General features: G+C 59.7%; 29 protein-coding genes and 1 pseudogene. 19 read left to right on the top strand and 11 right to left on the bottom strand.

The features are described 5' to 3' along the window. The first annotated feature begins 9 nt into the window (after positions 1-9). The 8 genes from K0F75_RS06520 (at position 10) to K0F75_RS06485 (ending at position 5,232) form a co-directional block, all read left to right on the top strand. Positions 10-642 (top strand): hypothetical protein, encoded by a 633-nt coding sequence (locus K0F75_RS06520; protein WP_219061043.1) that lies wholly within the window; start codon positions 10-12, stop codon positions 640-642. Positions 643-830: 188 nt separating this feature from the next. Continuing rightward, the gene (locus tag K0F75_RS06515) at positions 831-989 is read left to right on the top strand and encodes a hypothetical protein (RefSeq protein WP_219061042.1); all 159 of its coding nucleotides are present in this window, start codon (positions 831-833) and stop codon (positions 987-989) included. Between the two features lie 98 nt (positions 990-1,087). Beyond that, positions 1,088-1,405, top strand: coding sequence for a hypothetical protein (locus K0F75_RS06510; protein ID WP_219061041.1), 318 nt, complete (start codon positions 1,088-1,090; stop codon positions 1,403-1,405). A 39-nt stretch (positions 1,406-1,444) separates the two neighbouring features. Beyond that, positions 1,445-1,852, top strand: a complete 408-nt coding sequence (locus tag K0F75_RS06505) for a hypothetical protein (protein WP_219061040.1) — start codon at positions 1,445-1,447, stop codon at positions 1,850-1,852. After that, on the top strand, positions 1,849-3,603 hold the full coding sequence (locus K0F75_RS06500) for a DEAD/DEAH box helicase (RefSeq protein ID WP_219061039.1): 1,755 nt from the start codon (positions 1,849-1,851) through the stop codon (positions 3,601-3,603). The genes K0F75_RS06505 and K0F75_RS06500 overlap by 4 nt, the downstream gene beginning before the upstream one ends. Further along, positions 3,600-3,998: an ASCH domain-containing protein gene (locus K0F75_RS06495; RefSeq protein ID WP_219061038.1), complete on the top strand. Its 399-nt coding sequence runs from the start codon at positions 3,600-3,602 to the stop codon at positions 3,996-3,998. Before K0F75_RS06500 ends, K0F75_RS06495 begins: the two co-directional genes overlap by 4 nt. A gap of 150 nt (positions 3,999-4,148) precedes the next feature. After that, positions 4,149-4,910: a hypothetical protein gene (locus tag K0F75_RS06490; RefSeq protein ID WP_219061037.1), complete on the top strand. Its 762-nt coding sequence runs from the start codon at positions 4,149-4,151 to the stop codon at positions 4,908-4,910. 79 nt (positions 4,911-4,989) lie between these two features. Beyond that, positions 4,990-5,232: an AlpA family transcriptional regulator gene (locus K0F75_RS06485; RefSeq protein ID WP_169896902.1), complete on the top strand. Its 243-nt coding sequence runs from the start codon at positions 4,990-4,992 to the stop codon at positions 5,230-5,232. Positions 5,233-5,549: 317 nt separating this feature from the next. Here K0F75_RS06485 and K0F75_RS06480 read toward each other — a convergent pair whose 3' ends face one another. From K0F75_RS06480 to K0F75_RS06460, 5 genes are all read right to left on the bottom strand, one after another. Continuing rightward, on the bottom strand, positions 5,550-6,296 hold the full coding sequence (locus K0F75_RS06480; RefSeq protein WP_219061036.1) for a YkgJ family cysteine cluster protein: 747 nt from the start codon (positions 6,294-6,296) through the stop codon (positions 5,550-5,552). Between the two features lie 310 nt (positions 6,297-6,606). Then, complete coding sequence (locus K0F75_RS06475) at positions 6,607-7,080, bottom strand: DoxX family protein (protein ID WP_219061035.1); 474 nt, start codon at positions 7,078-7,080, stop codon at positions 6,607-6,609. Between the two features lie 34 nt (positions 7,081-7,114). After that, positions 7,115-7,879, bottom strand: coding sequence for a DNA-binding domain-containing protein (locus tag K0F75_RS06470; RefSeq protein WP_219061034.1), 765 nt, complete (start codon positions 7,877-7,879; stop codon positions 7,115-7,117). Then, positions 7,876-8,730, bottom strand: coding sequence for a DUF692 domain-containing protein (locus tag K0F75_RS06465; RefSeq protein ID WP_219061033.1), 855 nt, complete (start codon positions 8,728-8,730; stop codon positions 7,876-7,878). Before K0F75_RS06465 ends, K0F75_RS06470 begins: the two co-directional genes overlap by 4 nt. Before the next feature lie 28 nt (positions 8,731-8,758). Beyond that, entirely contained in the window at positions 8,759-9,031 is a 273-nt protein-coding gene (locus K0F75_RS06460; protein ID WP_219061032.1) for a DUF2282 domain-containing protein, read from the bottom strand. A 250-nt stretch (positions 9,032-9,281) separates the two neighbouring features. On the opposite strand from K0F75_RS06460, the gene K0F75_RS06455 reads away from it, so the two are divergent. The 6 genes from K0F75_RS06455 to K0F75_RS06430 all read left to right on the top strand — a co-directional run bounded on the left by K0F75_RS06455 (position 9,282) and on the right by K0F75_RS06430 (position 15,958). Further along, entirely contained in the window at positions 9,282-9,854 is a 573-nt protein-coding gene (locus K0F75_RS06455) for a sigma-70 family RNA polymerase sigma factor (protein WP_219061031.1), read from the top strand. Further along, positions 9,851-10,492, top strand: coding sequence for a DUF1109 domain-containing protein (locus tag K0F75_RS06450; RefSeq protein WP_219061030.1), 642 nt, complete (start codon positions 9,851-9,853; stop codon positions 10,490-10,492). The genes K0F75_RS06455 and K0F75_RS06450 overlap by 4 nt, the downstream gene beginning before the upstream one ends. 312 nt (positions 10,493-10,804) lie before the next feature. After that, entirely contained in the window at positions 10,805-11,281 is a 477-nt protein-coding gene (locus K0F75_RS06445) for a formate dehydrogenase subunit gamma (protein ID WP_219061029.1), read from the top strand. Further along, positions 11,278-12,840, top strand: a complete 1,563-nt coding sequence (locus tag K0F75_RS06440) for an NADH-quinone oxidoreductase subunit NuoF (protein ID WP_219061028.1) — start codon at positions 11,278-11,280, stop codon at positions 12,838-12,840. Before K0F75_RS06445 ends, K0F75_RS06440 begins: the two co-directional genes overlap by 4 nt. After that, complete coding sequence (fdhF, locus tag K0F75_RS06435; protein ID WP_219061027.1) at positions 12,837-15,740, top strand: formate dehydrogenase subunit alpha; 2,904 nt, start codon at positions 12,837-12,839, stop codon at positions 15,738-15,740. Before K0F75_RS06440 ends, fdhF begins: the two co-directional genes overlap by 4 nt. Continuing rightward, positions 15,737-15,958 carry a formate dehydrogenase subunit delta gene (locus tag K0F75_RS06430; protein ID WP_219061026.1) on the top strand — a complete coding sequence of 74 codons (222 nt, stop codon included), beginning with the start codon at positions 15,737-15,739 and terminating at the stop codon, positions 15,956-15,958. Before fdhF ends, K0F75_RS06430 begins: the two co-directional genes overlap by 4 nt. Positions 15,959-16,009: 51 nt before the next feature. Here the strand turns inward: K0F75_RS06430 and K0F75_RS06425 are convergent, their stop codons facing one another. From K0F75_RS06425 to K0F75_RS06405, 5 genes are all read right to left on the bottom strand, one after another. Further along, the gene (locus K0F75_RS06425) at positions 16,010-16,804 is read right to left on the bottom strand and encodes a transporter substrate-binding domain-containing protein (RefSeq protein ID WP_219061025.1); all 795 of its coding nucleotides are present in this window, start codon (positions 16,802-16,804) and stop codon (positions 16,010-16,012) included. Positions 16,805-16,849: 45 nt separating this feature from the next. Further along, positions 16,850-18,388 (bottom strand): cryptochrome/photolyase family protein, encoded by a 1,539-nt coding sequence (locus K0F75_RS06420; protein ID WP_219061024.1) that lies wholly within the window; start codon positions 18,386-18,388, stop codon positions 16,850-16,852. Between the two features lie 102 nt (positions 18,389-18,490). Then, positions 18,491-18,871, bottom strand: coding sequence for a hypothetical protein (locus tag K0F75_RS06415; protein WP_219061023.1), 381 nt, complete (start codon positions 18,869-18,871; stop codon positions 18,491-18,493). 116 nt (positions 18,872-18,987) lie between these two features. Then, complete coding sequence (locus tag K0F75_RS06410; RefSeq protein WP_219061022.1) at positions 18,988-19,170, bottom strand: DUF1289 domain-containing protein; 183 nt, start codon at positions 19,168-19,170, stop codon at positions 18,988-18,990. Positions 19,171-19,173: 3 nt separating this feature from the next. Beyond that, entirely contained in the window at positions 19,174-19,545 is a 372-nt protein-coding gene (locus tag K0F75_RS06405) for a hypothetical protein (protein WP_219061021.1), read from the bottom strand. Between the two features lie 253 nt (positions 19,546-19,798). On the opposite strand from K0F75_RS06405, the gene K0F75_RS06400 reads away from it, so the two are divergent. After that, a complete protein-coding gene (locus K0F75_RS06400; protein WP_219061020.1) occupies positions 19,799-20,659 on the top strand; it encodes a CAP domain-containing protein in 861 nt (286 codons plus the stop codon). A gap of 19 nt (positions 20,660-20,678) precedes the next feature. Here the strand turns inward: K0F75_RS06400 and K0F75_RS06395 are convergent, their stop codons facing one another. Beyond that, complete coding sequence (locus K0F75_RS06395) at positions 20,679-21,350, bottom strand: ATPase (protein WP_219061019.1); 672 nt, start codon at positions 21,348-21,350, stop codon at positions 20,679-20,681. A gap of 213 nt (positions 21,351-21,563) precedes the next feature. Between K0F75_RS06395 and K0F75_RS06390 the strand changes: the two genes are divergently transcribed. From K0F75_RS06390 to K0F75_RS25610, 4 genes and pseudogenes are all read left to right on the top strand, one after another. Then, complete coding sequence (locus tag K0F75_RS06390) at positions 21,564-22,979, top strand: diguanylate cyclase domain-containing protein (protein ID WP_219061018.1); 1,416 nt, start codon at positions 21,564-21,566, stop codon at positions 22,977-22,979. Between the two features lie 156 nt (positions 22,980-23,135). Then, on the top strand, positions 23,136-23,987 hold the full coding sequence (locus K0F75_RS06385; RefSeq protein WP_219061017.1) for a putative selenate ABC transporter substrate-binding protein: 852 nt from the start codon (positions 23,136-23,138) through the stop codon (positions 23,985-23,987). Further along, on the top strand, positions 23,984-24,781 hold the full coding sequence (locus tag K0F75_RS06380; RefSeq protein ID WP_219061016.1) for a phosphonate ABC transporter ATP-binding protein: 798 nt from the start codon (positions 23,984-23,986) through the stop codon (positions 24,779-24,781). Before K0F75_RS06385 ends, K0F75_RS06380 begins: the two co-directional genes overlap by 4 nt. Beyond that, positions 24,775-25,029: pseudogene (locus tag K0F75_RS25610) on the top strand (ABC transporter permease); the annotation flags it as partial. The gene K0F75_RS06380 and the pseudogene K0F75_RS25610, both read left to right, overlap by 7 nt.

The following is a 25,029-nucleotide window of genomic DNA, read 5'->3' as shown; positions in this document are numbered from 1 at the left end:
GGAGTTCCCATGGAGCCTCTCGCTCGAGTTACCCCGCGAATTTTTGCCGCAATCGACAACTTTGCCGCCAAAAACGACGTCCGCTATTACCTAAACGGGATCTGCATTCAGCGAAACCCTGCTGGCGGAATAGTGGTTGTTGCCACTGACGGCCACGTATTTGGCGCCATTGACGATCCGGACGGATGGATTGCAGACGGCCATAACGAATTGATCGTGGCCCGCCCAACGAAGCGGATGGTGAGCGCAATAAAGGGCAAGCGCAAAATGCTGATACCGGTTGATCGCCTGCTGATCATGAAGAACTGCCAAGTTCTGGCTTGCGGTCAAGACGTGCCGCCGTTTGATCCGATGTCGTTCTTCTCTGACGCAAGCGAGATTATCGACGGAAAGTTCCCAGACTGGCGCCGCGTCATACCAAAACGATCGGTAGCGAGCGAGTCGGAGCCAGAAGCTCCGCCGCCTGGTGAACCCTACTTCGGACACACCAAGCTCGGGCAATTCGTTGCAGCGGCAGAGATGCTTTGCGAGGGAAAGTCCGGCGGAAACGCCTGTATGCACACAGAGACGTTCGGCCCAAGTCTGGCTCGATCGTGCGCATCAGCAGCTCGACAATTGAGCCGGGGCGTTTTATTGGCATGATCATGCCGACGCGAGTCGAAGGCATTGAAATCACCCTGCCGGAATGGACAAAACAGGATGCTGCTCCAGCTCCAGCTCCAGGGCCGGTGCCAGCACCGGATCCAGATCCGGCGCCGGAAAAACCACGGTATCGCTTTCGAGGCAGCCAGCTGGTCGAGCCCGTCGCCCAGTCAGAGGCCGCTTAGGCCGTGTCCTCCTCAGACCTAATCGAATTGATCCAGCGCGCCGCCAGCAAGGCGGAATCGAGTGGGGCGCCCTGGGGAATCTTCTCCGTAAAGGGCCTGCTAGTCGCCATTCCGCTGGGCGGCATCAATGCACGCCTGGCGCTGGAAATATTCCACCCATAACTCTCCATGCGCCTCCGCGATAACCCGGCGCCAGCCCGCTCACACCGGCCTGGCGCTTCTACTTTCTGGATCACTAAATGACATATCAAGTAGCCGAGATGGCCCTTGTGTGGCGGTCGCCTGTCACCGGCCGCCGCTTCTTTTCGCGAGCTGCAGCAATCAGCGCGACCACACGCCAGATCATCCGCAAACGCATCAACGACGAAGACAGCGATCTACCGAGCGACCTCGAGCACGAGCACCCCGAGCAGTTTGAAAAGATGTTCCGTCGGCTCCGGATCAAGGTGGCCAAGGCCACGCCCACCGCCAAGAAAGCCCGACTAGCAGCCGTTGAGGTCGAGAAAAAGAAGCCCATGCCGCACGGTCCTCGACAGTGCAAGGCAGCGCAAAAGCCGCTTTTTGAAAGCCAGCAATAGGCCTTTCTCCCCGTCGGCCTGCTCGGCCAAAGAGGATTTATGACAAATACCAAGCCAAAGGCCGCAGTCGCATCTGAGGTCCGTATCACACTAAACGCGATCGCCAACCACTTATCCCGCTATGCATACCGTTACAGCAGCGAGGTTCGGCTCCACGAGTCGCTTGCCAAGGTACTGGAAGATCACGGGTTTGCGTTTGAGCGGGAGCGAATCTTGAACGCTCAAAACCGCGCGGACTTTTGGGTGGGCGGGATCGTAATTGAGGTCAAGATTGCGGGCTCGATGTCCGAGGCGCTTGGCCAGGTCGATCGCTATATCAGCCTGCCAGACGTCAAGGGCGTGATCCTGGCGGGCACTCCCCGCTGGGCTGAAACCAATCTTGTGGCTAAGCCAACATGGCAGGACAAACCCTTTCAAATGATTCGACTGGCGAGGCAATCCCTGTGACAGCTCTAAACTTCGGCGAGGTGCGGTTCGATGGTCGGCGCTGGCACGTAAAATGTGAGCCCCAAGTACGGGCGCGGCTCAAGCGCGTGTTTCCCCGCATGCCGCAAGGTGCTGCTGACGTGATCCAGCTGCTGGCCAGCCCAGAGAATAGCCGGGAGCTGCTGTGGTTCCTGTCTCGCTACCCGATGCACCTGGAGCCTGACGTTTCGTCAATGTTGGGCGTCAAGGCCGCCGAGCATGTGCATATGGAAACCAGTCTGGCCGACCTGGTGGCCGGACGGTTGCCCCTCCCGGCATTTGAACTGGCCAAGCCCCCGCGCGAGTACCAGCGATATGCGGCCGCGCAGCTGGAGATCCGTGGCGGATTGCTGGTGGCCGATGACCTTGGTCTGGGCAAAACAGTGACGGGTATATGCCCCATGGCTGTTCCGGCAAACCTGCCTGCCGTTGTCGTGTATCCCGCTGCGCTGCCCAATCACTGGCCCGAGAAGCTGGCCGAGTTCGCCCCTAACCTGCGCGTGCATCACATTCGCAAGGGCCAACCATACCCGCTGACCAAACAGCCGCGCCAGCGCGTGACGGATCTGTGGGACACCCTGCCGGACGTGATCCTGGTGAGTTACCACAAGCTGCGCTGCTGGGCCGAAGTCCTGGCCGAGATCGTTCAATACACCGTTTTCGAGGAATGCCAGCAGCTGCGCAACCCAGACAGCGAGATTCACCGGGCATGCAGTCACCTGGCCGCGCATTCCCGCCTGCGGATGGGTTTGACGGCAACGCCTATCTATAACTACGGCTCGGAGTTCTATCACGTCGTAAATCCTCTGATCCCCGATGCGCTGGGCGGTTATGACGAGTTCCTGCGGGAGTGGTGCATTGGTGGTGGCGGCGAAAAACCCAAGCTGAAGGATTCCGAACTGTTCGGCGGCTACTTGCGACGCGAGGGGGTCATGCTGCGCCGTACCCGTAAAGAGGTGGGGCGCGAGCTGCCTGAGCTGTCGAAAATCTCACACGAGATCGAATCTGACAGCTCTGTACTGGCGGGCATCACCGGTGATGCTGTGGCGCTGGCCAAGACCATCATGTCGGCAAATGAGAGCTACCGGGGCCAGAAGATGCAGGCCGCTGGCGAGCTTGATTCGTTGGTGCGTCACGCAACTGGCGTGGCCAAAGCGCCTTATGTAGCCGAATTCGTCAAGCTGCTGCTGGAAAGTGGCCAGCAGGTTCTGCTGTTCGGCTGGCACCGCGACGTGTACCGCATCTGGTCCGAAGCGCTGGCCGACTACAACCCGGTCATGTACACCGGCAGCGAGTCGCCCAACCAAAAACAGGCCGCCAAAGACTCCTTTGTCAGCGGCGCGAGCCGCGTAATGCTGATCAGCTTGCGCGCTGGGGCTGGTATTGATGGGCTGCAGCATGTTTGCAGCACGCCAGTGTTCGGCGAGCTGGATTGGTCGCCGGGCGTTCACGAGCAGTGCATCGGCAGGGTTCACCGTGACGGCCAGACTGAGCCCGTGATGGCGTACTTCCTAGTGTCGGACGAAGGCAGTGACCCGATCGTTTCCGACGTGCTTGGCGTCAAGCGTGAGCAGATCGAGGGCGTGCGCAACCCAGACGACAACCTGATAGAGCGCCGCGATGCGGGCGGCAACCAGCTTCGCCAATTGGCAGAGAAGTTCCTGAGGGACAACAACGCGCTTCCTGACGTTGCTGCGTCTACGCCTATTCGCAAGGTGCTGGAGCCATCATGAAAGCATTGAGCATTCGACAGCCCTGGGCGTTTCTCATCGTCTATTGTGGCAAGGACGTCGAAAATAGGTCGTGGCATACGAAACACCGAGGCCGCTTCCTTGTGCATGCGGCCAAGGGCATGACGAAGGACGAATACGCCTTCGCCTACCGGTACGCCGTTGAGCGCGGAGTCGCTTACATGCCGCGCTTCGAGGAGCTGAATCGCGGCGGCATCATCGGCTCTGTGGAGCTGGTTGATAGCGTCGATACCAGCGACTCGCCTTGGTACATGGGCCAGAAAGCTTTCGTGCTGCGCGACCCACAGCCCCTGCCCTTTGTACCGCTCAAAGGCAGACTCCAATTCTTCGAGGTGCCGGCCGACCTGCTCACCTCCTATCGCCGAGCCACAGATTGAAAGCACCTATTTATTGCCGCACTCGCGGTGAACGCATTGGCACCTGCAAGTGCCTCCGGTGCAAGCCTCCGAAGGCTGAGCCCGCGAAGCCGCAAGCCTAGCCACAGACCATAGGCGCCCGCGCTCGGGCGCAAAACCTAGGAATTACCCATGAACAACCTTTCAGCAGAGGCGAACGCCCCTGCGCAATGCAATGAGCCGGATTCGCCGAAACAGGCGGCACCAATGCCGTGCAAAGCGTGCAACGGCACCGGAGTGGACCTGGAGATCCCGTTCGTTGATTGCGACGTGTGCACTCCCCTGCCCGCCTGCACTTATTGCGGAGATTCTGGCGACGTCCATCGCGCCGACGGCGAATGGCTAGGCGAGTGCGATTGCATTTCCGCGACGCTGGCCAGGGCCACCAAAAAGGCAGGCTTGTACGACAAGGTGGTGGCAGAGCGCACCAACCTGCAGGGCGACAACGAGGCGCTGCGTCAGAGTTTGCAAACACTGGTCCATATCTCCGATGCGACAGACTGGGAGGTTCATACGTGTGGCGAGATCGCCAGAGCCCGCGATCTACTGAGCGGAATGGCTGCTGACCTGTCGCACCTGGAAGTCCGTGCGGGTGCAAATAAGGTATTCGAGATCCTGATCAGCACTGAACGCGGCTGCAACGCTGCCGAAGGTGAATACTCGGTATCGCTCGTGCGCATGATTGATTCGTGGCTCGACGAAGACGACATGGGGCTAATTCTTGAGTGTGTTGAAAACGAAATCGCCGACCTTGTTTTGCCAGAAGAAGGTCAGACCACCTTCATCGTGTACGAGTCTGGCGAGCGCGACGACGTGTTCTGGAACAAATACTACCTATTGAAGCCTGTAGCGCCTGCCGAGCTCGCGAAAAACGAGCAGGGCTGCGGGACGTAAAACCATACGGAATGGGCGGGCCCGGAAAAAGGCGACCCGGGACCGGCTCATCTGAGTCGAATATGTGATTGATGGAATAATGAACAAGATAGGAGCACAGGCATTGAAGCAACAAGACAACCCGAACGCACTGATCAAAATCGGGCGCGTGTGCGAGCTCATCGGTATCAGCAGAACAACCCTGCACCGGATTCGCGAAAGGGACGCCACATTCCCGGTACCGAAGAAAGACGGTGATAGCCGACAGGCGCCGGTTTACTTTCTACGGTCTGAGGTCGAGTCTTGGATTCGCACTAAAATGGACAGCCGAAGCGCGGCATGATCGAATAGCCATTCCGCCCCTCCATCAGTGCGGGGCGATACCACTCAAAAACACCGCAGCACGCCCCTTCCTGTATGGCCCCATGTATGGGCGGCCAAAAAACACAACTCAAGACCTTATAAACACTGGTAGTTCGAGTCTCCCTCGGGGCACCAAATTAAAGAAAGGTATTGCTTTGCAAGGCCTTTTTTTATGGGCGCAGGAAAGTGGTTGGGGCTGGGGAAAGGCTCGGATGTGGAATTTTTAGACAGCCGCTGATCCCTGCGCGTTGCAAGGTAGTATCGGTATTGATGAGCTGACTTTGTTGTGAAGGCGGCTCATAAAACATGAAAGGTGTACTCGGCGGACTCGTTGGCAGCCAGTGCCACAGCTGATGCAGTCAATCGCTCACGTAGCGATGGATCATCGACCCGAACCTGCCACTCGCAGTCTGGGTAATCCTCTGGAGTGCCTTTGGCGCGGTGTATCGCTTCGAGCAGTTTTTCCCGCTGTGGAAAGTACACGGCCAGCGCATTGTCTTTCCAGCTCGTCACATTCAGCCCCAGTTGCGCGCAGATGGCGACCTTGCTTGATGCGTCAGATATGTCTGCTTGTCGAGACTGATTTATGAGCGCTCCCAGCGCTGGATCGGCACGTCCATCGGTGCAGATAACATCGTTGCTTTCCCACGCGTGTGGCGGGCACGCCTTATTGTCTTGGCGTAACGCGATGAATGGGTTGATCTCCATCGGATAAATGCGGCATACCAGTGGGCGTTCTTCGTAGATGCCGCAAAGATTGTCCGCGCTGAGATTAGGGCACTGTTCAAGGGCTTTGCCGGCAAACAGGGCGATGACCCGTATCCGGGTATTACCACACCGCACGCTTACCGATCGACCTCTGGCGTGGTCGAATTCTTGTGATGAACGAGGCCAGGTCGGCTCATCGAAGGCCTCGATAATCACCGAGACATCATGCCCGCGGCTTAACCATTGTCGCGCTTCAGCCAATGTCAACGGTATCAGTCTGCCTTTGCAGCAGACACCGCACCCTACGCAAGAGAATCGGATCGTATTGCTTTGCATCTGTGTCACCTGAAGGCTACGATTTCCTGACGGAAAGCGGGCGTTGTGTTGGCATGATGCGTATCGCGCCAAGGATGAAGTGGCCGACGATAAACAGGTTGCCGGGTTCGCTTGTTTAGTTGCACATTCCGAGCGCAATGCGCGTGCACGCCAGGCGCGCGCCCCTGCATGAGGGCACCCTGGATCGTTAGTGGGTGAAGGGGCTTTTCTCTGGGAATGACGGCGCATTTTCATACTTGATGTGCATCGTCAGATTGCCGAGAGCTACCTGCAACAATCCTGTCCGAGTGTTCCTCCCTCCGGCGAAGGATCATCGGATGCCCAGTCGCCGATCCAGCGAAAGGGCTCCTGCGCCGCGCGCGACGATCAGCAGCAGCAGGCCCGCCCAGGAGAGGTGAGTTGGCCAGGCATCGGGGTAGATAAAAACCTCGATGACAAACGTCATGCCCAGCAATGCCAACGCCGATAACCGAGTAAATAGACCTACCACCAGAAGCACGGGAAATAAGTGCTCGCTGTAGGTCGACAGGTGCGCCGCCAGTTCCGGGGAGATAAAGGGCAATGAATACTCCGTACGGAACAACTCATAAGTACTCGGCGTAATCGTCAAAAAATCAGTGACTTTGGTGCGCCCGGACATAAAGAAAATGGCTGCGATGGCGATACGGGCTATCAGCACTAACAGCGAATCGCTAATCAGTGAATCCAGTCGGCCTGCAACACGGTTCCAAATGCCACGCAGGTATTTATGAGGGGGGTATGAGCTGGTTCCGATGATGTCCATGATTGCGCTCCGTCGTTATGTCATTAACAGGCTTTCAGAAAGGAAGACCTGGGTTCGCAGCGGCGAACGCGTTAGCACTCACCAAGCGGACAATGAGGTTTTCCAGATTTACGTCAGGTTCGACTTCAATGGCTCTGTCTGCTGCCAGACCGAGTGGCAGTTGAGCCGCGCATGCGTCAAGAAAGGCACAGTCGGCAGCACTGGCCGCCTGCCAGTGCAGTCGACCGGCCGTTCGCGTCAGAAGCGCGCCTTCTCCGTGCCAATTGAGCTCTTCAGGCATTTGCAGTTGTTCGCGATTGACGCGCCAGATCGTGTAGGCCGGACAATCAGGTAACCAGATCCAGCGGCAGGCGCTCCGCGGTGTAAGCCGACTACTGGCAAGGTCTGTGGAGGCCAGGTGCGCCAAGGTGCTCATCTCAATGCCCGGCTCATCATCGGCGCAATGCACGTGTGTCCAAAGCAGGTCCAGACGGGCAACATCGCCCAGATAGGGCATGTCTCGTGCGTGCTCAAAACTGTCGAGGAACTCGGGAAAGTCGGCTCCGTAGTACAGCAACCGAGCATCCGTTGGCGGCGAAAGCCGAGCGTGGATGGCGGCTGCGCCTTGCAACCAGTCGGTGCCAACCAGGCGCTCTATGGTCGGGAAATTGGCGACTAACGCATCGGTTGCGCCTTTGATCACGGTGTTGCGATAAACCGCAAAACCGGGCTGTCGGGTAAGCGACATCATCTCGGATGGTTCGGCGTCAAAGAGTGCCGCGACGAACGCATCCTGAAAGCTTTCGAGTGATGGCCTCATATCGCCACCGCCCTTCGCGGGCTCTGCCCACGATTCAATAGCGCCTGTGCTCTGTCGCGCTCGGCGAGTAAAACGTCGAAGCCGGGAATGTGGTCGTCACGCTCGATCAGTGTCGGGCGCGTGCCGATCCGTTCGATTAAACGCGCATACAAAGACCAGACATCGGCAGCAATAGGGGCATCGTGGGTATCGATCAGTAATGTCGAATTTCCGGGATCCTCGGAGAATCCGGCCAGATGGATCTCCATGATTGCCTTGGCCGGAAAGGCATCCAGATAGGCGGCTGCATCGAAGCCCAGGTTATGGGCGCTGATGTGTACGTTATTGACATCCAGCAGCAACCCGCAGCCAGTGCTCTCGCTCAGCTCGGTCAGAAAGTCGAGTTCGCTGTAGTCATGGCCATCGAGCTTTAAATAATGGGTCGGGTTTTCGATCGCGATGCGACGTCCAAGAGCATCTTGCGTGCACTGGATATTGCTTGCGATACGCCGCAATGCCTCGCCCGTACGGGGAAATGGTAGCAGGTCGGGATGATACTGGCCGCGCCAGGCTGACCAGGCCAGGTGCTCGGAAATCAGCGTGGGTTGAACGTGATCGGCGAGCGTTTTCAGACGCTTCAAGTGCTCTGCATCCGGCGGACAGTCGGCCGCCAGCGAGAGTGATACACCGTGCAACGACAGTGGGTGGCGGGTTGCAATCGCTTCCAGCCACGCCAGGCGGGGGCCACCACCGATCATGTAGTTTTCCGGATGAACTTCGAACCAGAGACCCTTAGCCGCGCAGTCGAGTGCGTCCTGATAATGGTTCGGTTTAAGGCCGAGTCCGGCCCCCATCTGAAGTGGAGTCTTCATGATCGATGTGTGCCCCGTGGTGTAGACGTTAGATTGGTGCGAGAGTACCCATGCCTTTTGGCGTCTTGATGGTGGTGCAAGTACCCGCCGGGACGTTTTTCCAAGCATTAGGCTGATAATCCATTTTGGCGGTGCCTGCGCAGGTGGTACCGGCCCCGGCCTTGCAATCGTTGTGGCCGGCCATGGCGACGCCGTAGCATTTTTCCATGGCGCCTGCTGCGGCTGGGGTTTCTGCGGCGATGGCACCAGCGGCGAAGGACGAGAAGGCAATGGCGAGAGCGGCAAGTTTCAGAGTGTTCATGGTTGTTTCTCCGGGGTCATGATTAGCGGTCGTCGCATCAGTGCAGGAGTGCCCTGTGCTTGAGATCCGTAAGGTAGTTCGCTGGCTTTTCACATCCGGTTACATCCATCGCAAAATATTTTTCAAAATCGCAAAATTAACCTGTTGGTTGCCTAATGCCCTCGACCGCAAGCATGATCCGCAGCCCGCCATTCATAATTGCGTCATGTAGGTTCAGAATTTTTTATACGCCGTGTAACCAGAGCCGACGATGGAACGAACTACACATAACGACGCGTTACGCAGCAGGGAGATCCATCTCCAGGCCCTTTTCGTCGCGGGCCTGAACGGAGATGAACGGTCTTATCGGGTATTCCTTTCGGAGTTGAGCGGGCATGTCCGCGGTTTTTTGCGAACCCGGCTTCAACGACAACCCGGCGAAGTCGAGGATTTGCTGCAAGAGGTCTTGCTGGCCGTTCATAACGGTCGCCAGACGTACCGGCTGGATCAGCCCCTGACGGCATGGGTTTTTGCTATCACACGCTACAAGCTCATGGACTTTTTTCGAGGCAGGTCACGCCATGAGGTGTTCAACGACTCACTCGACGATGAGGCCGAACTGTTTGCCGAGCCCCATCTTGAACCTGCGCAGGCCTCCCGAGACCTGAACAAGTTGTTGAAGCAATTGCCTGAGCGTCAGCGTCTACCCATCGTGCACGTGAAGCTTGAAGGGTTGTCGGTCACGCAAACCGCGCAGATGACAGGGTTGTCAGAGTCAGCCGTAAAGATTGGTGTACACCGCGGGCTTAAGGCGTTGGCGCAGATGATTAGAGGTACACGATGAAAACTGATGATTTTATTTCCATGCTCGCGTCCGGGGTCACGCCGGTCGACCGGCATGCGCTTGCCAAGCGCTTCGTTGTCGCGGTACTCGTTGGTCTTGTGACTGCCACCTTGCTGGTGATGATCGTACTGGGCGTTCGTCCAGACTTGGCCACGGTGGCGGCAACGCCGATCTTCTGGGCGAAGATCGCCTTTCCGCTGAGCCTGATGATCGGTGCTTTGAGTGTGGTGATGCGACTGGCGAGACCAGGAATGACGCCGGGCTGGGGAAAACTCCTGATCGTGGCAGCGATTGCAGCGGTGTGGGCAGGTGCTCTCTATGTCCTCGTAGCAGTCGCCCCTGATATGCGCGTCGCAGTGATCCTTGGCAAGACGTGGCGGGTGTGTGCGCTCAACATCACCTTGCTTTCGATCCCTGGATTCATTGCCGTTTTCTGGGCCCTGCGCGGGCTAGCACCCACACGCCTGAAACTCGCCGGTGCCTGTGGCGGATTGCTGGCGGGTGCGATGGCTACGCTTGCCTATTGCCTGCATTGCCCAGAGATGGAGGTTCCATTTTGGGGTGCTTGGTACTTGCTGGGCATGTTAGTACCTACAGCCATAGGCGCGTTACTCGGGCCGAGATGGCTTCGCTGGTAGCAAACCGGTGGGCGAACGTCCATTCAGGGACGACGCTTTGGGCCACCCTCTTCTAGACTCAACCCATGGTCGTAGAAAGAACCGAGCACGTCGCTTTGGTGCGGTTGAATCAAAGGCGGCGTGGCAAGCTGCCTTTTATGCCCTGAAGAGGTGCGGCGAAGACCGCATCGGGCCCAACAAGATGCCCGCCAAGGGTGCCCTGGCCAACGGCCTGAACATGCCACGATACCGTGACGTGGCATGAGTGCCGCAGCCGACACTTTCGGACAACCGGCGACCGCCTGGTTTGCCCGTGATCGTGAGGAATGCTGTATGCCTGATGAGATGTTGCACCTGCCGATGGTCAACAGCCTGCTGGAGCGCCACAAGGGCTGCCCCGGCGCGCTGTTGCCGATCCTTCATGAGATTCAGGAGGGCATCGGTTACATCCCGGATGCCGCCATCCCCGAGATTGCCCACGCCCTGAACCAGAGTCAGGCCGAGGTTCGCGGGGTGATCAGCTTCTACCATGACTTCCGCACCGCGCCCCCGGCCCGGCATATCCTGCGTCTGTGCAGGGCCGAGTCCTGCCAGAGCCGCGGCGCCGAGCAGCTTGCCGCGCAATTGCGCGAGCGCCTGCAACTGGACGACCACGGCAGCAGTGCCGACGGCAACATCAGTATGCGCCCGGTGTATTGCCTCGGCGCCTGCGCCTGTTCGCCCGCCCTGGAGCTGGATGGCCAGGTGCATGCGCGGCTCAGTGCCGAGCACCTGGATGCCCTGCTCGACGCTTGCCAGGAGGACGCATGATGCCGTGCCTTTATCTGCCCATTGACTCTGTTGCCCGTGCCGTGGGTGCCGATGAGGTGGCCGTGGCCCTTGCCACTCAGGCCCGGGAACGCAATCTGCCGCTGGACCTGCAACGCACCAGCTCGCGCGGCCTGTACTGGCTGGAACCGCTGCTGGAAATGGACAGCCCGCAAGGCCGTATCGGCTTCGGCCCGCTGACCGCTGCCGATGTGCCGTCCTTGCTCGATGCGCTGCAAGGCGAACCGTCCGCCCATCCACTGGCCTTGGGGCGGGTGGAAGAGTTGCCTTATCTGAAGACTCAACAACGCCTGCTGTTTGCCCGCGCCGGTATTACCCGGCCGCTGTCCCTGGAGGATTACCGGGCCCACGGCGGCTTCGAGGGCTTGACCCAGGCCATCGCCCTGGGCGGCGAGCAGACCGCGACCGCCGTGTTCGATTCGGGTCTGCGTGGCCGTGGCGGCGCGGCTTTCCCGGCCGGGATCAAATGGCGCACGGTGCGCGGCACCCAGGCTGCGCAGAAATACATTGTGTGCAACGCCGACGAAGGCGACTCCGGTACCTTCGCCGATCGCATGTTGATGGAAGGCGACCCCTTCCTGCTGATCGAAGGCATGGCCATTGCCGGTCTCACTGTCGGGGCCAGCTACGGCTACATCTATGTGCGCTCGGAATATCCACAGGCCGTGGCCACGCTGCGCGAGGCGCTGGACATCGCCCGGTCCGCCGGTTACCTCGGCGCCAATGTCGGCGGCAGCGGCCAGGCCTTCGATATGGAAGTACGCGTCGGTGCTGGCGCTTACATCTGCGGTGAGGAAACCGCGCTGCTGGACTCTCTCGAAGGCAAGCGCGGGATTGTCCGCGCCAAGCCACCGATCCCCGCCCTGAAAGGTCTGTTCGGTCTGCCGACCCTGGTGCATAACGTGCTGACCCTGGCCTCGGTGCCGCTGATTCTGGCCAAGGGCGCGCAGTTCTATCGCGATTACGGCATGGGCCGCTCCCTGGGCACCATGCCCTTCCAACTGGCGGGCAATATTCGTCACGGCGGCCTGGTAGAACGGGCCTTTGGCCTGACCCTGCGGGAACTGGTGGAAGACTACGGCGGTGGTACCGCCAGTGGCCGGCCGCTGAAGGCCGCCCAGGTTGGCGGCCCACTCGGCGCCTGGGTGCCACCAGGGCAATTCGACACGCCGCTGGATTACGAAGCCTTCGCCGCCATCGGCGCGATGCTCGGTCACGGGGGTGTGGTGGTGGCTGATGACAGCCTGGACATGGCCCGCATGGCGCGCTTTGCGATGCAGTTTTGTGCCGAGGAGTCCTGTGGCAAATGCACCCCCTGCCGCATCGGCTCGACCCGGGGCGTGGAGGTGATTGACCGCCTGCTGGCCGCGCCTGACCAGAGCGGTCGTGATGCGCAGGCGATCATCCTCAAGGATCTGTGCGACACCCTGCTTTACGGTTCGCTGTGCGCGTTGGGCGGCATGACCTCCTATCCGGTGGCCAGCGCCCTCAAGCACTTCCCCGCCGACTTCGGTCTGCTGGCCCCGGAGGCCGACCAATGATTACTCTCTTCGACCCGAAAACCGATATCAATCTGGGCACTCTTGACCTTGGAACCCCGGCCCGCGACAGCCAGGTGCAGGTCACCCTGAACATCGACGGCCGCAGCATCAGCGTGCCCGAAGGGACCTCGGTGATGCGCGCCGCAGCGCTGCTGGGCACTACCATCCCCAAACTGTGTGCCACCGACAGCCTGGAAGCCTTCGGCTCGTGCCGCATGTGCCTGGTGGAGATCGACGGCATGCGCGGCTACCCGGCGTCCTGCACCACGCCGGTCAGCGAAGGCATGAGCGTGCACACCCAGACGCCGAAGCTCGCCACCCTGCGCCGCAACGTCATGGAGCTGTACATCTCCGATCACCCGCTGGACTGCCTGACCTGCTCGGCCAACGGCAACTGCGAGCTGCAAACCGTCGCCGGCCAAGTCGGCCTGCGGGAGGTACGTTACGGCTATGAAGGCGACAACCATCTGGCCGACGTGAAGGACACCTCCAACCCCTACTTCGACTACGACCCGAGCAAGTGCATCGTCTGCAACCGCTGCGTGCGCGCCTGCGAAGAAACCCAGGGCACCTTTGCCCTGACGATTACCGGGCGCGGTTTCGAATCCCGGGTCGCGGCCGCTGGTGGCGAGAACTTTCTCGACTCGGAATGCGTGTCCTGCGGCGCCTGTGTGCAGGCCTGCCCCACCGCGACCCTGATGGAAAAAAGCGTGGTCGAACTGGGTCAGCCCGAACGCAGCGTGATCACCACCTGCGCCTATTGCGGCGTGGGCTGCTCGTTCCGCGCCGAGATGAAAGGCGACAAACTGGTGCGCATGGTTCCAGACAAAAACGGCCACGCCAACCACGGCCACTCCTGCGTCAAAGGGCGCTTTGCCTGGGGCTACGCCACCCACCCGGATCGCATCACCACGCCGATGATCCGCCAGCACATCAACGACCCTTGGCAGGAAGTCAGCTGGGATGAGGCGGTGACCTACGCCGCCAGCGAATTCCGCCGACTGCAGCAAAAATACGGCCGCGACTCCATTGGTGGCATCACCTCCAGCCGCTGCACCAACGAAGAAACCTACCTGGTGCAGAAGCTGGTGCGCGCCGCGTTTGGCAACAACAACGTCGACACCTGTGCGCGGGTCTGCCACTCGCCGACCGGCTATGGCCTGAAACAAACCCTTGGCGAGTCCGCTGGCACTCAGAGTTTCGACTCGGTGATGCAGGCCGACGTGATCCTGGTGATGGGCGCCAACCCCAGCGACGCCCACCCGGTGTTCGCCTCCCAGCTCAAACGCCGCCTGCGTGAAGGCGCGCGGCTGATTGTCATCGACCCACGCCGCATTGATCTGGTGGACTCGGTGCATGCCCGCGCCGAACTGCACCTGGCCCTGCGCCCGGGCACCAACGTCGCCATGCTCAACGCCCTGGCCCACGTCATCGTCACCGAAGGCCTGCTCAATCAGGCCTTTATCGACGCCCGTTGCGAGGGCAGCGATTTCGCCCACTGGCGCGAGTTCGTCAGCCGCGCGGAAAACTCGCCGGAAGCCCTTGGCGCCATCTGCGGTGTCGCCGCTGCCGACATCCGTGCCGCCGCCCGTCTGTATGCCACCGGTGGCAATGCCGCGATCTACTATGGCCTCGGCGTCACCGAGCACAGCCAGGGCAGCACGGCGGTCATGGGCATCGCCAACCTGGCCATGGCCACGGGCAACATCGGCCGCGAAGGCGTGGGCGTGAACCCGCTGCGTGGGCAGAACAACGTTCAGGGTTCCTGCGACATGGGCTCCTTCCCCCACGAGCTGCCTGGCTACCGGCACATCTCCAACGAGGTGGTACGGGCCCAGTTCGAACAGGCCTGGAACGTCACCTTGCAACCCGACCCGGGCCTGCGCATCCCCAACATGTTCGAGGCAGCTCTGGACGGCAGCTTTAAGGGCTTGTATTGCCAGGGCGAAGACATCGCCCAGAGCGACCCCAATACCCAGCACGTCACCTCGGCCCTGTCGGCTATGGAATGCATCGTGGTGCAGGACATTTTCCTCAACGAAACCGCCAAGTTCGCCCACGTGTTCCTGCCGGGCAGCTCGTTCCTGGAAAAAGACGGCACCTTCACCAACGCCGAGCGGCGCATCTCTCGAGTGCGCAAGGTCATGGAACCGCTGGGCGGCAAGGCCGACTGGGAAGGCACCGTAGCGTTGGCCAACGCCCTGGGTTACCCGATGAACTACCAGCACCCGTCGGAAATCATGGATGAAATCGCCAGCCTGACGCCGACCTTCAGCAACGTCAGCTACGCCGCACTGGATAGCCACGGCAGCCTGCAATGGCCGTGCAACGACGCAGCACCGGACGGCACGCCGACCATGCACATCGAGGAATTCGTGCGCGGCAAGGGGCGCTTCATGCTCACCGGCTACGTGCCCACCGAAGAAAAGGTCAACAATCGCTATCCGCTGCTGCTGACCACGGGGCGCATCCTCAGCCAGTACAACGTTGGCGCCCAGACCCGGCGTACCGAGAACGTCGCCTGGCACGACGAAGACCGCCTGGAAATCCACCCGACCGACGCCGAGAGCCGTGGCATCAACGAAGGTGACTGGGTCGGCATCGGCAGCCGCGCCGGACAGACCGTGTTGCGTGCGCGGGTCACCGAACGGGTCGCCCCAGGCGTGGTGTACACCACCTTCCACTTCCCTGAATCGGGGGCCAACGTCATCACCACCGACAACTCCGACTGGGCCACCAACTGTCCGGAGTACAAGGTCACCGCCGTGGAAGTCAGCCGCGTCTACCACCCTTCCGAGTGGCAAAAACGCTACCAGGCATTCAGCGACGAACAACAACGCCTGCTCAACGAACGCCGCCAGGCACGTACCGCCGGAACAAAAGCCGAGGTACGCCGATGAGCACTGCCAACCTGATCAAAATGGCCAACCAGATCGCCCAGTACTTCGCCAGCGAACCGGACCAGCAACAGGCAGTGCTCGGCGTGCGTAATCATCTGCAGATGTTCTGGACGCCCGGCATGCGCAAGGAGTTGCTGGCCTGGCAAACGGAGCATCAGGGGGCCGACTTGCACCCACTGGCGCAGGCGGCGGTCAGTGGAGCGGGCTGGGAGGCTTAACTTCACACGATCCCTTACGGAGCACCTGCTGCCTGTCGGGCAGCGGTGCTGCTAAGGAAACCAGCGTGTATGAATCTGCTTGAGTACACCGTTGGCCGCGATACGTTGGTATCCCTCTTCATACGTCTTCAATGCACGCAATCCGTCTGGGTGAGCCAGGCTAAAGCCTATGGTCGCGGTGACCACTCCGCAATTGAAGGCGAAGCGCACCGAATTTTCTGTGCCCGACTGTTTGGCCTTCTGTGCCTCCGCCTCAAGGTCGTTGGTAATGACCAATGCCGCCTGGAAGCGCCGGGCGGCCAGTTTCTTCAGATTCAGTAAGTCCGAGTGAACGTTCTCGAACAGCACCCCGGACTTCTGTAGGGCCATGACCTGGGGCGAATACTCATAGTCGTTGGTGATGCCCAGTACAGTCCCAGGCGGCAACGTGCATAGGCCGTCTGTAGGCCTCGGCAAGGGGGCTTCGATATGTTCGAAGATATCATCATTCGCCTTGTAGATCGGTAGCGCCGCCAGCTTGATCTTGCCCTCGAACTCGGGCAGCCAGCTCATGTTGAAGCAGGCCGCGACCTCGCCATTGAGCACCATGTATTTGCAACGTGAATAAGGCACGACTTTCAGTCGCACCTCAACCTCCATCTCGTTGAACGCGGCGACGACTACGTCATTGGCGTAACCTGTGCCGTCGCTTTTCGACCAGGGGTCGGCAGCATCCTCGACCATGATCGTCAGCGTCTCGTGCGGCACCTGCGCGGCGACGGCGCTTGCTGCCAGCAGGTAGAGTGAGCACATCAGCAGGATCGGTTTGAGTGGCCACATTCGGTGGTTAGTCTTTTGTTGATGCATGGCTCTCCATTGACCTACTGACTCCATCACCATTGGCACTCTTTTTCAAAGCGACTCCCCGGCATCCAGTTTTGCGAGCAGTGTCTGGCCACGTTGCCAGAGCGCTTGCTGCTTGGATTCGGGCATGCGTTCGAGGTTTTTGTAGACCATACCCATGCGTTGATTGTTGCGCAGAATAGTGCTGTGGCGCATCAGAAAATGCCAGTAGAGCGAATTGAAGGGGCAGGCATCGTCAGTGGTGCTTTCACTCACTTTGTACGCACAGCCACGGCAGTAGTCAGACATGCGCTTTATGTACTGGCCACTGGCGCAGTAAGGCTTGGAGCCAAGATAACCGCCATCGGCGTGCATGACCATTCCCAGGGTATTGGGTAGCTCAACCCAGTCGAAAGCGTCCATGTAGATTGCCAGATACCATTCGCACACCTGGCTCGGCGCGATACCGGCGAGCAGAGCAAAATTGCCGGTGACCATCAGCCGCTGGATGTGATGGGCGTAGGCATGTTTCAAGCTTTGACCGATAGCCTGGCGCATGCAGTTCATTTTCGTTTCGCCTGTCCAGTAGAACTCTGGCAGCGGCCTGCTGTTACCGAATACATTGCCACTGGCGTAATCAGGCATCTTCAGCCAGTAGACGCCACGTACATATTCACGCCAGCCGATCAGTTGGCGGATAAAGCCCTCGGCGGCATTCAACGCAATCCTGCCCGACAAATAGGCCGACTCCACATCGCTGCACAGCTGACGGACATCCAGTAGCCCAATGTTAAGCGCCGCGCTGATGCGGGCATGAAACAGAAAGGGCTCGTCGCTGGCCATGGCGTCCTGGTAATCGCCGAATCCGGCCAGGCCATAATCCAGAAAGTAATCCCACAGCGCCTGGGCATCGACGTGGGTCACCGGATAGTCAAAGGCATCCAGAGAACCGTAGTGACTGCTGAAGCGCTCCCCCACCAGCGCAAGCACTTCCTGGGTGATTGAATCTGCGGAAAAACGGGCCGGGTATGGGGCAATCACGCCCTTGGGCAGTGCCTTGCGGTTTTCCGCATCAAAGTTCCAGGCACCTCCGACCGGACTGCCATCGCCGTTGATCAACAGCCCACTCTTGCGCCGCATCTCACGGTAGAAGAACTCCATGCGCAGCTGCTTTTTGTCCTTGGCCCACGAAGAGAATTCGGCACGGGTACAGAGAAAGCGGGTATCGACATGCCACTGGATCTGTAAACCACAGTCCTTAAGCGACTGCTCCAGACGCCAGTCGCCGCACTCTGTCATGTGCAGTTCGTCCGGCTGCATCAGCGACTGCCAGCGCCGCAACTCGCTCGGCACCGACCCGGTGTTTTGCGGATCATCGAGGGCAACGTACTGCACACGGACCCCTCGCTGCTGCAACGCCTTTGCAAAGTGGCGCATGGCGCTGAAGATCAGCGTGATTTTTTGCGGATGATGGGGCACATGGCTGGCCTCCTCCATCACCTCGACCAGCAACACGGTGTCACGCTCGGTGTCCAGGACCTTCAATGAGGCCAGATCAAAGGATAACTGGTCGCCCAAGACCAGGCACAGCCGGTGGATCGCATTCATTAGACAGAATCCAGCGAAATAGGAACGCTTAGAAGCTTATAGCCGCGAGGACTATGACCGCATACTTCTGTATCTGCCACTTAATCAACCCAGTAAACCGGCCTAAACAATCTTGCACTTGATCCAGGCATCTTCGGCAACGCCGTAGATGGCGCAGAGACGGTGATAGCCGTCCGCAATGACAAGTTTGTCGCTCTTATCTCCCCTGACCAGCAGTAACGGTGACAGCGGCGTTCCGTTCTTGATTTTGCTGCGGTCTTTATCTACATGGGAGTTGCTGATGCCAAGCAGGGAAAGTTCTGAAGCGCGGAAGATGTCCTTTGCCTTGAATTGGGTGAGGTCTGCCGAACGCAGGGCGGAAATGATTTTCTGTACCCGGTTTTCGCTGAATAGCAGAAGAAGGTAGGACTGTGCCGCTGGGTAGTCCTGCTCTTCCACATCTGGAAGCCATTTTATTTCAATCGATTCTTTCGCATTGCTCATGTTCGGCTCCCGAGGTGTTTGCGCAGTGTAGTTGTGGGAATGCGTTTTTTAAGGCGGATCAGGCTTTATCCAGGGATGCGTCGATCAGGACCCGAAGCCGCACTGAGGACCGCATTTCAAGCGTCTTTTTTCTGCAGGCTCTTCAGGCGCAGGCCCGCTCGTTGCACGGCGGCCATTTTTTCGGGTCGCTTCATGCGTTTCCATTTTCTGATGTCGTCCTTGGTGCGACCACAACTCACGCATAGATCACCGCTTAGCTGGCAAACGGAAATGCAGGGATTTTCGATGTCCTTGGCCACGATTCAACCCCGCGTCGAGCGCTTGCGCGCCAAGCGTTGCTGCCAGTTTCCGGCATTGGCACGCTGACATTGCTCTTCAGTATCGACGTGAACGTGGGCCGACACCGGACTGACGTGGATATCCGCTTCGCTTAACGCCACCGCCGTCAGTTCGACCATGCGTTCGCCCTGTCCGCTCGCAAGGGCCTGGTCCTTGTTGGCTTGCGTGTCAAAGACCCAGACGACCATCAGGCTGGACGGGAACACGGAGTAATCAACCTCGTGGGTCAGCCAGCAGAACCCTACTATTTCGGCTTTGGCCGTCTCACAGGCGTCGGTCAGGGTCGCCACCAGACGACGCTCGATCTGCGCCTGATCGCGTTTGCTTAACTGCATTGTTTGATCCTTGAATCAGTGTCGTGCGGCTCGCTGCTGCGTGCCCCTTTTGCCAGTATCGATGTGCAACGCCTTGAGACGCAAAGGAATAAAACTGACCGTGCGCAGCGAACGCACGGCTCCAACTCTGAATGTGTATCCGTTGCCGGTGAAACTTGTGTTGAAGCCCGCAGTCCTATTCGGGCTTTGCCGGTCACTCCCGCAGCCCCTTTGCTGCCCAGCCCCTCGTCATTCCATCTGAGCTGTTCGCCTCATGCGCCTAACCGTTCGCTCCTCTCGCTTTGTTTCGCTCTGCCTCATCCCTTTGCTCCCCCTGCTCGCCCATCCCGCTTATGCCGAAGGGGAACGGCAACTGGTGCAAGCCATCAACGGCTACCGCGCCCATCCCCAGCGCTGCGAGGGACGCACGGCCTCTGCCATGACGCCGTTGGCGCTGAAGTCTAGCCTGGCCTTGCCCGTTGGTTATGACGGCGGTTTACGGGACGGGTTGAAGGCCGCCGGTTATCAGGCGGCGACGGTGCAGGCTATCCAGGTGGCCGGCGCGCGCGATGTCGAGGCGGCTTTTGCCATGCTCAAGAGTGACTACTGCGATGCGCTGCTCGATACCCAAGCGACCGATATTGGCGTCACTCGCGCCGGCAGTCGGTGGCAGATGGTACTGGCGCGCCCCTTGGTCGATGCTCACCTGACTGATCGGCGAACCGCGGATAAAACGTTGCTGGCACAGGTCAATGCGGCACGGGCGAAGCCGCGTATGTGTGGGTATCGGCGCTTCGCCGCCGCGCGGCCACTGACCTGGAACAACGCCTTGGGGTTGGCAGCGCAGGGGCATAGCCGGGCGATGGCCTACGGCAATTACTTCGCGCACCAGGATCCGGAGGGTGACTCACCAGCGGACCGGGCGCGGGCCGTCGGCTACCGTGGTCGGCAGATCGGCGAGAACATCGCTGCCGGGCAAGGTTCTCCGAGCCAGGCGATGCAGGGGTGGCTGGCCAGTCCCGGGCATTGCGCCAATCTGATGAACCCGATGTTTACCCAGGTGGGTGCAGCTTATGCCACGGACTCGCGTAGCGATTTGGGTATTTATTGGACGATGCTGTTTGGCGCGCCGTGATGATCGTGGAACCACACCGTCAGTTGCTTGCGACCTGAGCCATCCCGCCGGATGTCACGAGCGCCTTCAGCGACGCATCGAACTGTTTCAGGGCGTTTAATTGCAGCTCACGTTGCTGGTCGATTTGCGCGGCAATCTCTGGAGCTGCTTTACCATGCACCCAGACAGCGGACATTTGCTTTTCACCCAAACCTTCGGCCTTGCCAATGTATTGCAGGTTCGAGTCGTAGAATTTGGCGATGAAGCGCGCTTCGACCTGAGTATTGCGCTGTGTCACCAGACGGTTGTAGGTGTCCAGCATGACCACTGCGTCAGGGTGGGCTTGCACCAGCGCATCGAGGTTGTCGTAGACGGTCACTGAGGAGAATTCTTTCTGCAGCGAACCCATGAGCCAATTGATCGCAAGTTTCGGATCGGAGCTGTTGACGAACGCGCCGCTGATGCGAGAATCGATCGCACTATTCTTCACGCCGTTCAGCGCTACAGCATGGTAATGCTCAAGGTACTCAAGGGTGTTGAGGGTGTTTTCGCTGTAAAGCACACCGACTGATTGTGCATGCTGCAGGCCAGCGGCACTGTCGGCCACCGATAACAAATGGCAGGAAGGTGCGTCGGCAGCGTAAGAAGGCGCAGTGGCGGCAGCGCCACCGGTCAATACGGCGACAAGAGCCAGCAGGGTGAAGATTCTCATCGCATTATTTCCCTCAGAAGCATGTTCGGAATGGCGCTATCTTCCTCCTTCGCCGGAAAAACAAAACTCGCATTCGTCGATGGTAACTATCAACTAAACGAATGGTAAAAGCAGAAGCGGTTTATTGATTGAGGGCAACGTGTAAAGTGCTCACCAAAAAAGCGCCTCGAACAGATTTTTCGCCATGGGTGCAGAACAGAGTACACACCAGCCATGACCATCAGCACCCCATCTCCAGATCGACAGCGCCTGATTCGTGCCCTGTTTGAAGAGTACATCGAGATGTACGCCTCTCGGGATCAGCGCCTGACGACCCGCTTCAGTAAAAACTTCAGTGGTTATACGGGAAGCGGTGATTTTCTGGTCAAGGATCTCGCCGACTGGCAGAACATCACTCGGCAGGACTTCTCTCAAGTGCCTGAGCCTATCCGCATTGAGATGCTCGATCTCTCGCTGCAGGATCTGAGTGACGAGGTGGTGGTTGCCAGCGCCTTGTTCCGCATTCACTTGCCCGTTGACGGCGATATGCTTGCAAAGGAAGCGGCACGCCTGGTGCTGATTTTCCGCCTCGAAGGTGAAGAGTGGAAAATCGTTCACAGCGGTATCTCCATTCCCTATCACCGGGCGGAGGATGGAGAGGTGTATCCGCTCAAGAGCCTGCAGGAGCGCAACAGCACGCTGGAGGCACTGGTCGAGGAGCGCACCCAGGCACTGCATACAAGCGAAGCCCTCTATCGCCAGCTCACCGAGGACACTCGCGACGTCCACTGGAAAACAGACCGTGACCTGTTCATCACCTACATCAACCCCGCCGACGAACGCCTGCGTGGCTTCAAGGCCGACGAGGTGGTCGGGCATCACGTCTTTGAACTGTTTACCGATGAGGGTGTGGCCACCGTCAAGCAACTGATAGAAAAAAGACGGCGGTCTGAACGGCCACCTGCGCCGGATGGCTTTGTGACCTTTGAGGCACAGCATCGCTGCAAAGACGGCAGCCTGCTCTGGGGAGAAGTGCTGTCGAAGCCGGACCTTGACGAACAGGGTGAGATTATTGGCTACCACGGTATTACGCGAGAGGTCACCCAGCGCAAGCTGTTGGAAGAGCAGGTCAACCAGTTGGCGTTCCGTGACACGCTGACCCGCTTGCCCAATCGCCGCCTGCTGAAAGATCGCCTCACCCAGACGATGTCATCCAGCCACCGCAGTAACTGCTACGGCGCGTTGCTATTCCTCGATATGGATAACTTCAAACCCCTCAATGACACGCATGGCCACAGCGTCGGCGACCTGCTGCTGATCGAGGTCGCCAACCGCCTGAAAGCCTGTGTGCGCGAAGCCGATACCGTTGCCCGCTTTGGCGGTGACGAATTCGTTGTGCTGCTGTGTGACCTGAGCTGCGACAAGCGCGAAGCCACTGCTCAGGCAGGACGCATTGCCGAAAAGATACGCATCAGTTTGTCGGCGCCGTATTTATTGAGCCTCACCATTGAACATCGCTGCACGGCCAGCATCGGTGTCGCCCTCTTCAAGGGACGCGAAGCGAGTGAAGAACACGTCATAGATTCGGCTGACTCAGCGATGTATCAGGCCAAAGAGCAAGGACGAAACACGATTCGGTTTTGTGAATAGACCATGATTCAAATCTCCCTATGATTTGCATAGCTGGTCTTTCACACAAGGGGCCATATAATCGCGCCGTTTCGTCTACCCTCACGAAGCGCCGTGCAGCAAACAACTCGCGTCAGGCGCCTCGACATTTTTCCGCTATTTAACCGGAGAACTTCCATGCTCAAGCGTACGCTGGTGCTGGCCGCAGGCTTTGCCCTGTCCCTTTCGACCCTGTTCGCACAGGCCGCCGACACCTTGAAAGTCAGCGCCATTCCTGATGAAGCCCCGACCGAGCTGCTGCGCAAGTTCAAGCCGCTGGGCGCCTATCTGGAACAGCAGTTGGGCATGAAGGTCGAATTCATTCCGGTTGCCGACTACCCGGCCGTCGTTGAGGCGCTGGCCACCGACCGTATCGACCTGGCCTGGCTGGGCGGCTTCACCTTCGTTCAGGCACGCCTGAAAACCGGTAACGCCATTCCGCTGGTACAGCGCGAGCAGGACGCCCAGTTCACCAGCAAGTTCATCACCGCCGACCCTGCGGTCAAATCCCTCGCGGATCTCAAGGGCAAGACCTTCGCCTTCGGCTCGGTGTCGTCCACCTCTGGCAGCCTTATGCCGCGTTACTTCATGCTCAAGGACGGCATCAAGCCAGAAACCTTCTTTAGCCGCGTAGGCTACTCCGGCGCCCATGACGCCACCGTCGCCTGGGTCCAGGCTGGCAAGGTCGACGCCGGGGTACTCAACGCCAGCGTCTGGGACAAACTGGTCGCCGCCGGCAAGGTCGACACCAGCAAGGTCAGAGTATTCGCCACCACCCCGACCTACTACGACTACAACTGGACCGTGCGCGGCACGCTCGACCCGGTGCTGACTGCCAAAATCAAGGCCGCGTTCCTCGCCCTTGACCCTGCGAACCCGGAGCAAAAGGCAATCCTCGACCTGCAGGCCGCCAGCCGCTTCATCGAAACCAAACCTGAGAACTACAAAGGTATCGAGGAAGCCGCACGCGCCGCCGACCTGCTGAAATGACGCTGCGCCTTATCCAGGCCAGCCTCAGCCACGCCAATGGAGTCCACGCGCTGCGTAGCGTGGACTTGCACATCGGTGCCCGCGAACAGGTCGCCATCATCGGTCCGTCCGGCGCAGGCAAGTCGAGCCTGCTCAACCTGCTGGCCACCGCCCTGCGGCCCAGCAGCGGCGAAGTGCAGGTGCTCGGTGAGCGGCCTTGGCAGCTTTCTGCGCACCAGCGTCAGCGCCTGCGCGCGCGCATCGGTCTGGTGCATCAGTCGCCACCACTGCCACCGCGCCAGCGCGTGGTCACTGCGGTACTGGCCGGAAAGCTTGGCCAGTGGGGGCTGGGCAAGAGTTTGCTGAACCTGCTGCACCCTCTGGATATTCCCGGCGCACGCGCGGCACTGGCCAGGCTGGACCTCAGCGACAAGCTGTTCGCTCAGTGCCAGCAACTGTCCGGCGGTCAGCTACAGCGCGTAGGCATTGCCCGTGTGCTGTACCAGGCCCCCGAGGTATTGCTGGCCGATGAGCCGGTGTCGGCCATGGACCCGGTGTTGGCCGCGCACACCCTGGCGGTCCTCTGCCAGCATGCGCAGGAGCACGACGTCACCCTGGTCGCCAGCCTGCATGCCGTGGACCTGGCCCTGACGCACTTCCCACGCATCATTGGCGTACGCGACGGACAGATCCTGTTTGACCGTCCGGCCAGCGACGTCAGCCGCGACCTGCTCGACACGCTCTATGCCAACGAGTCTCTGCAGCCTGCACCGGCTCCAGATACGCCCTTGAGCGTGCAGATTCCCCGATGCTGACGCGCGACAACCGCGACCCGGCCGCCGGGCCTCGTCTGCTGCTCAGCCTGCTGGCCATCGCCCTGCTGTGGCCGGGCATCCGGCTCAGCGAGCTCGACGTCAGTGTATTGCTGGCGACCGACAGCCAGAGCGAGATGGGCCGCTTCGTCTCCGCGTTCTGGCCGCCCGCCCATGGCGAGGAGTTCATCCAACTGCTGCTGCAAGCCACCCTGCAGACCCTGGCTATCGCCACGGCCGGCATGGCCCTG

The sequence above is a fragment of the Pseudomonas sp. UMAB-08 genome (genome assembly GCF_900095225.1).
Taxonomy (GTDB): Bacteria; Pseudomonadota; Gammaproteobacteria; order Pseudomonadales; family Pseudomonadaceae; genus Aquipseudomonas.
This window is presented reverse-complemented; position numbering and strand designations above follow the sequence as displayed.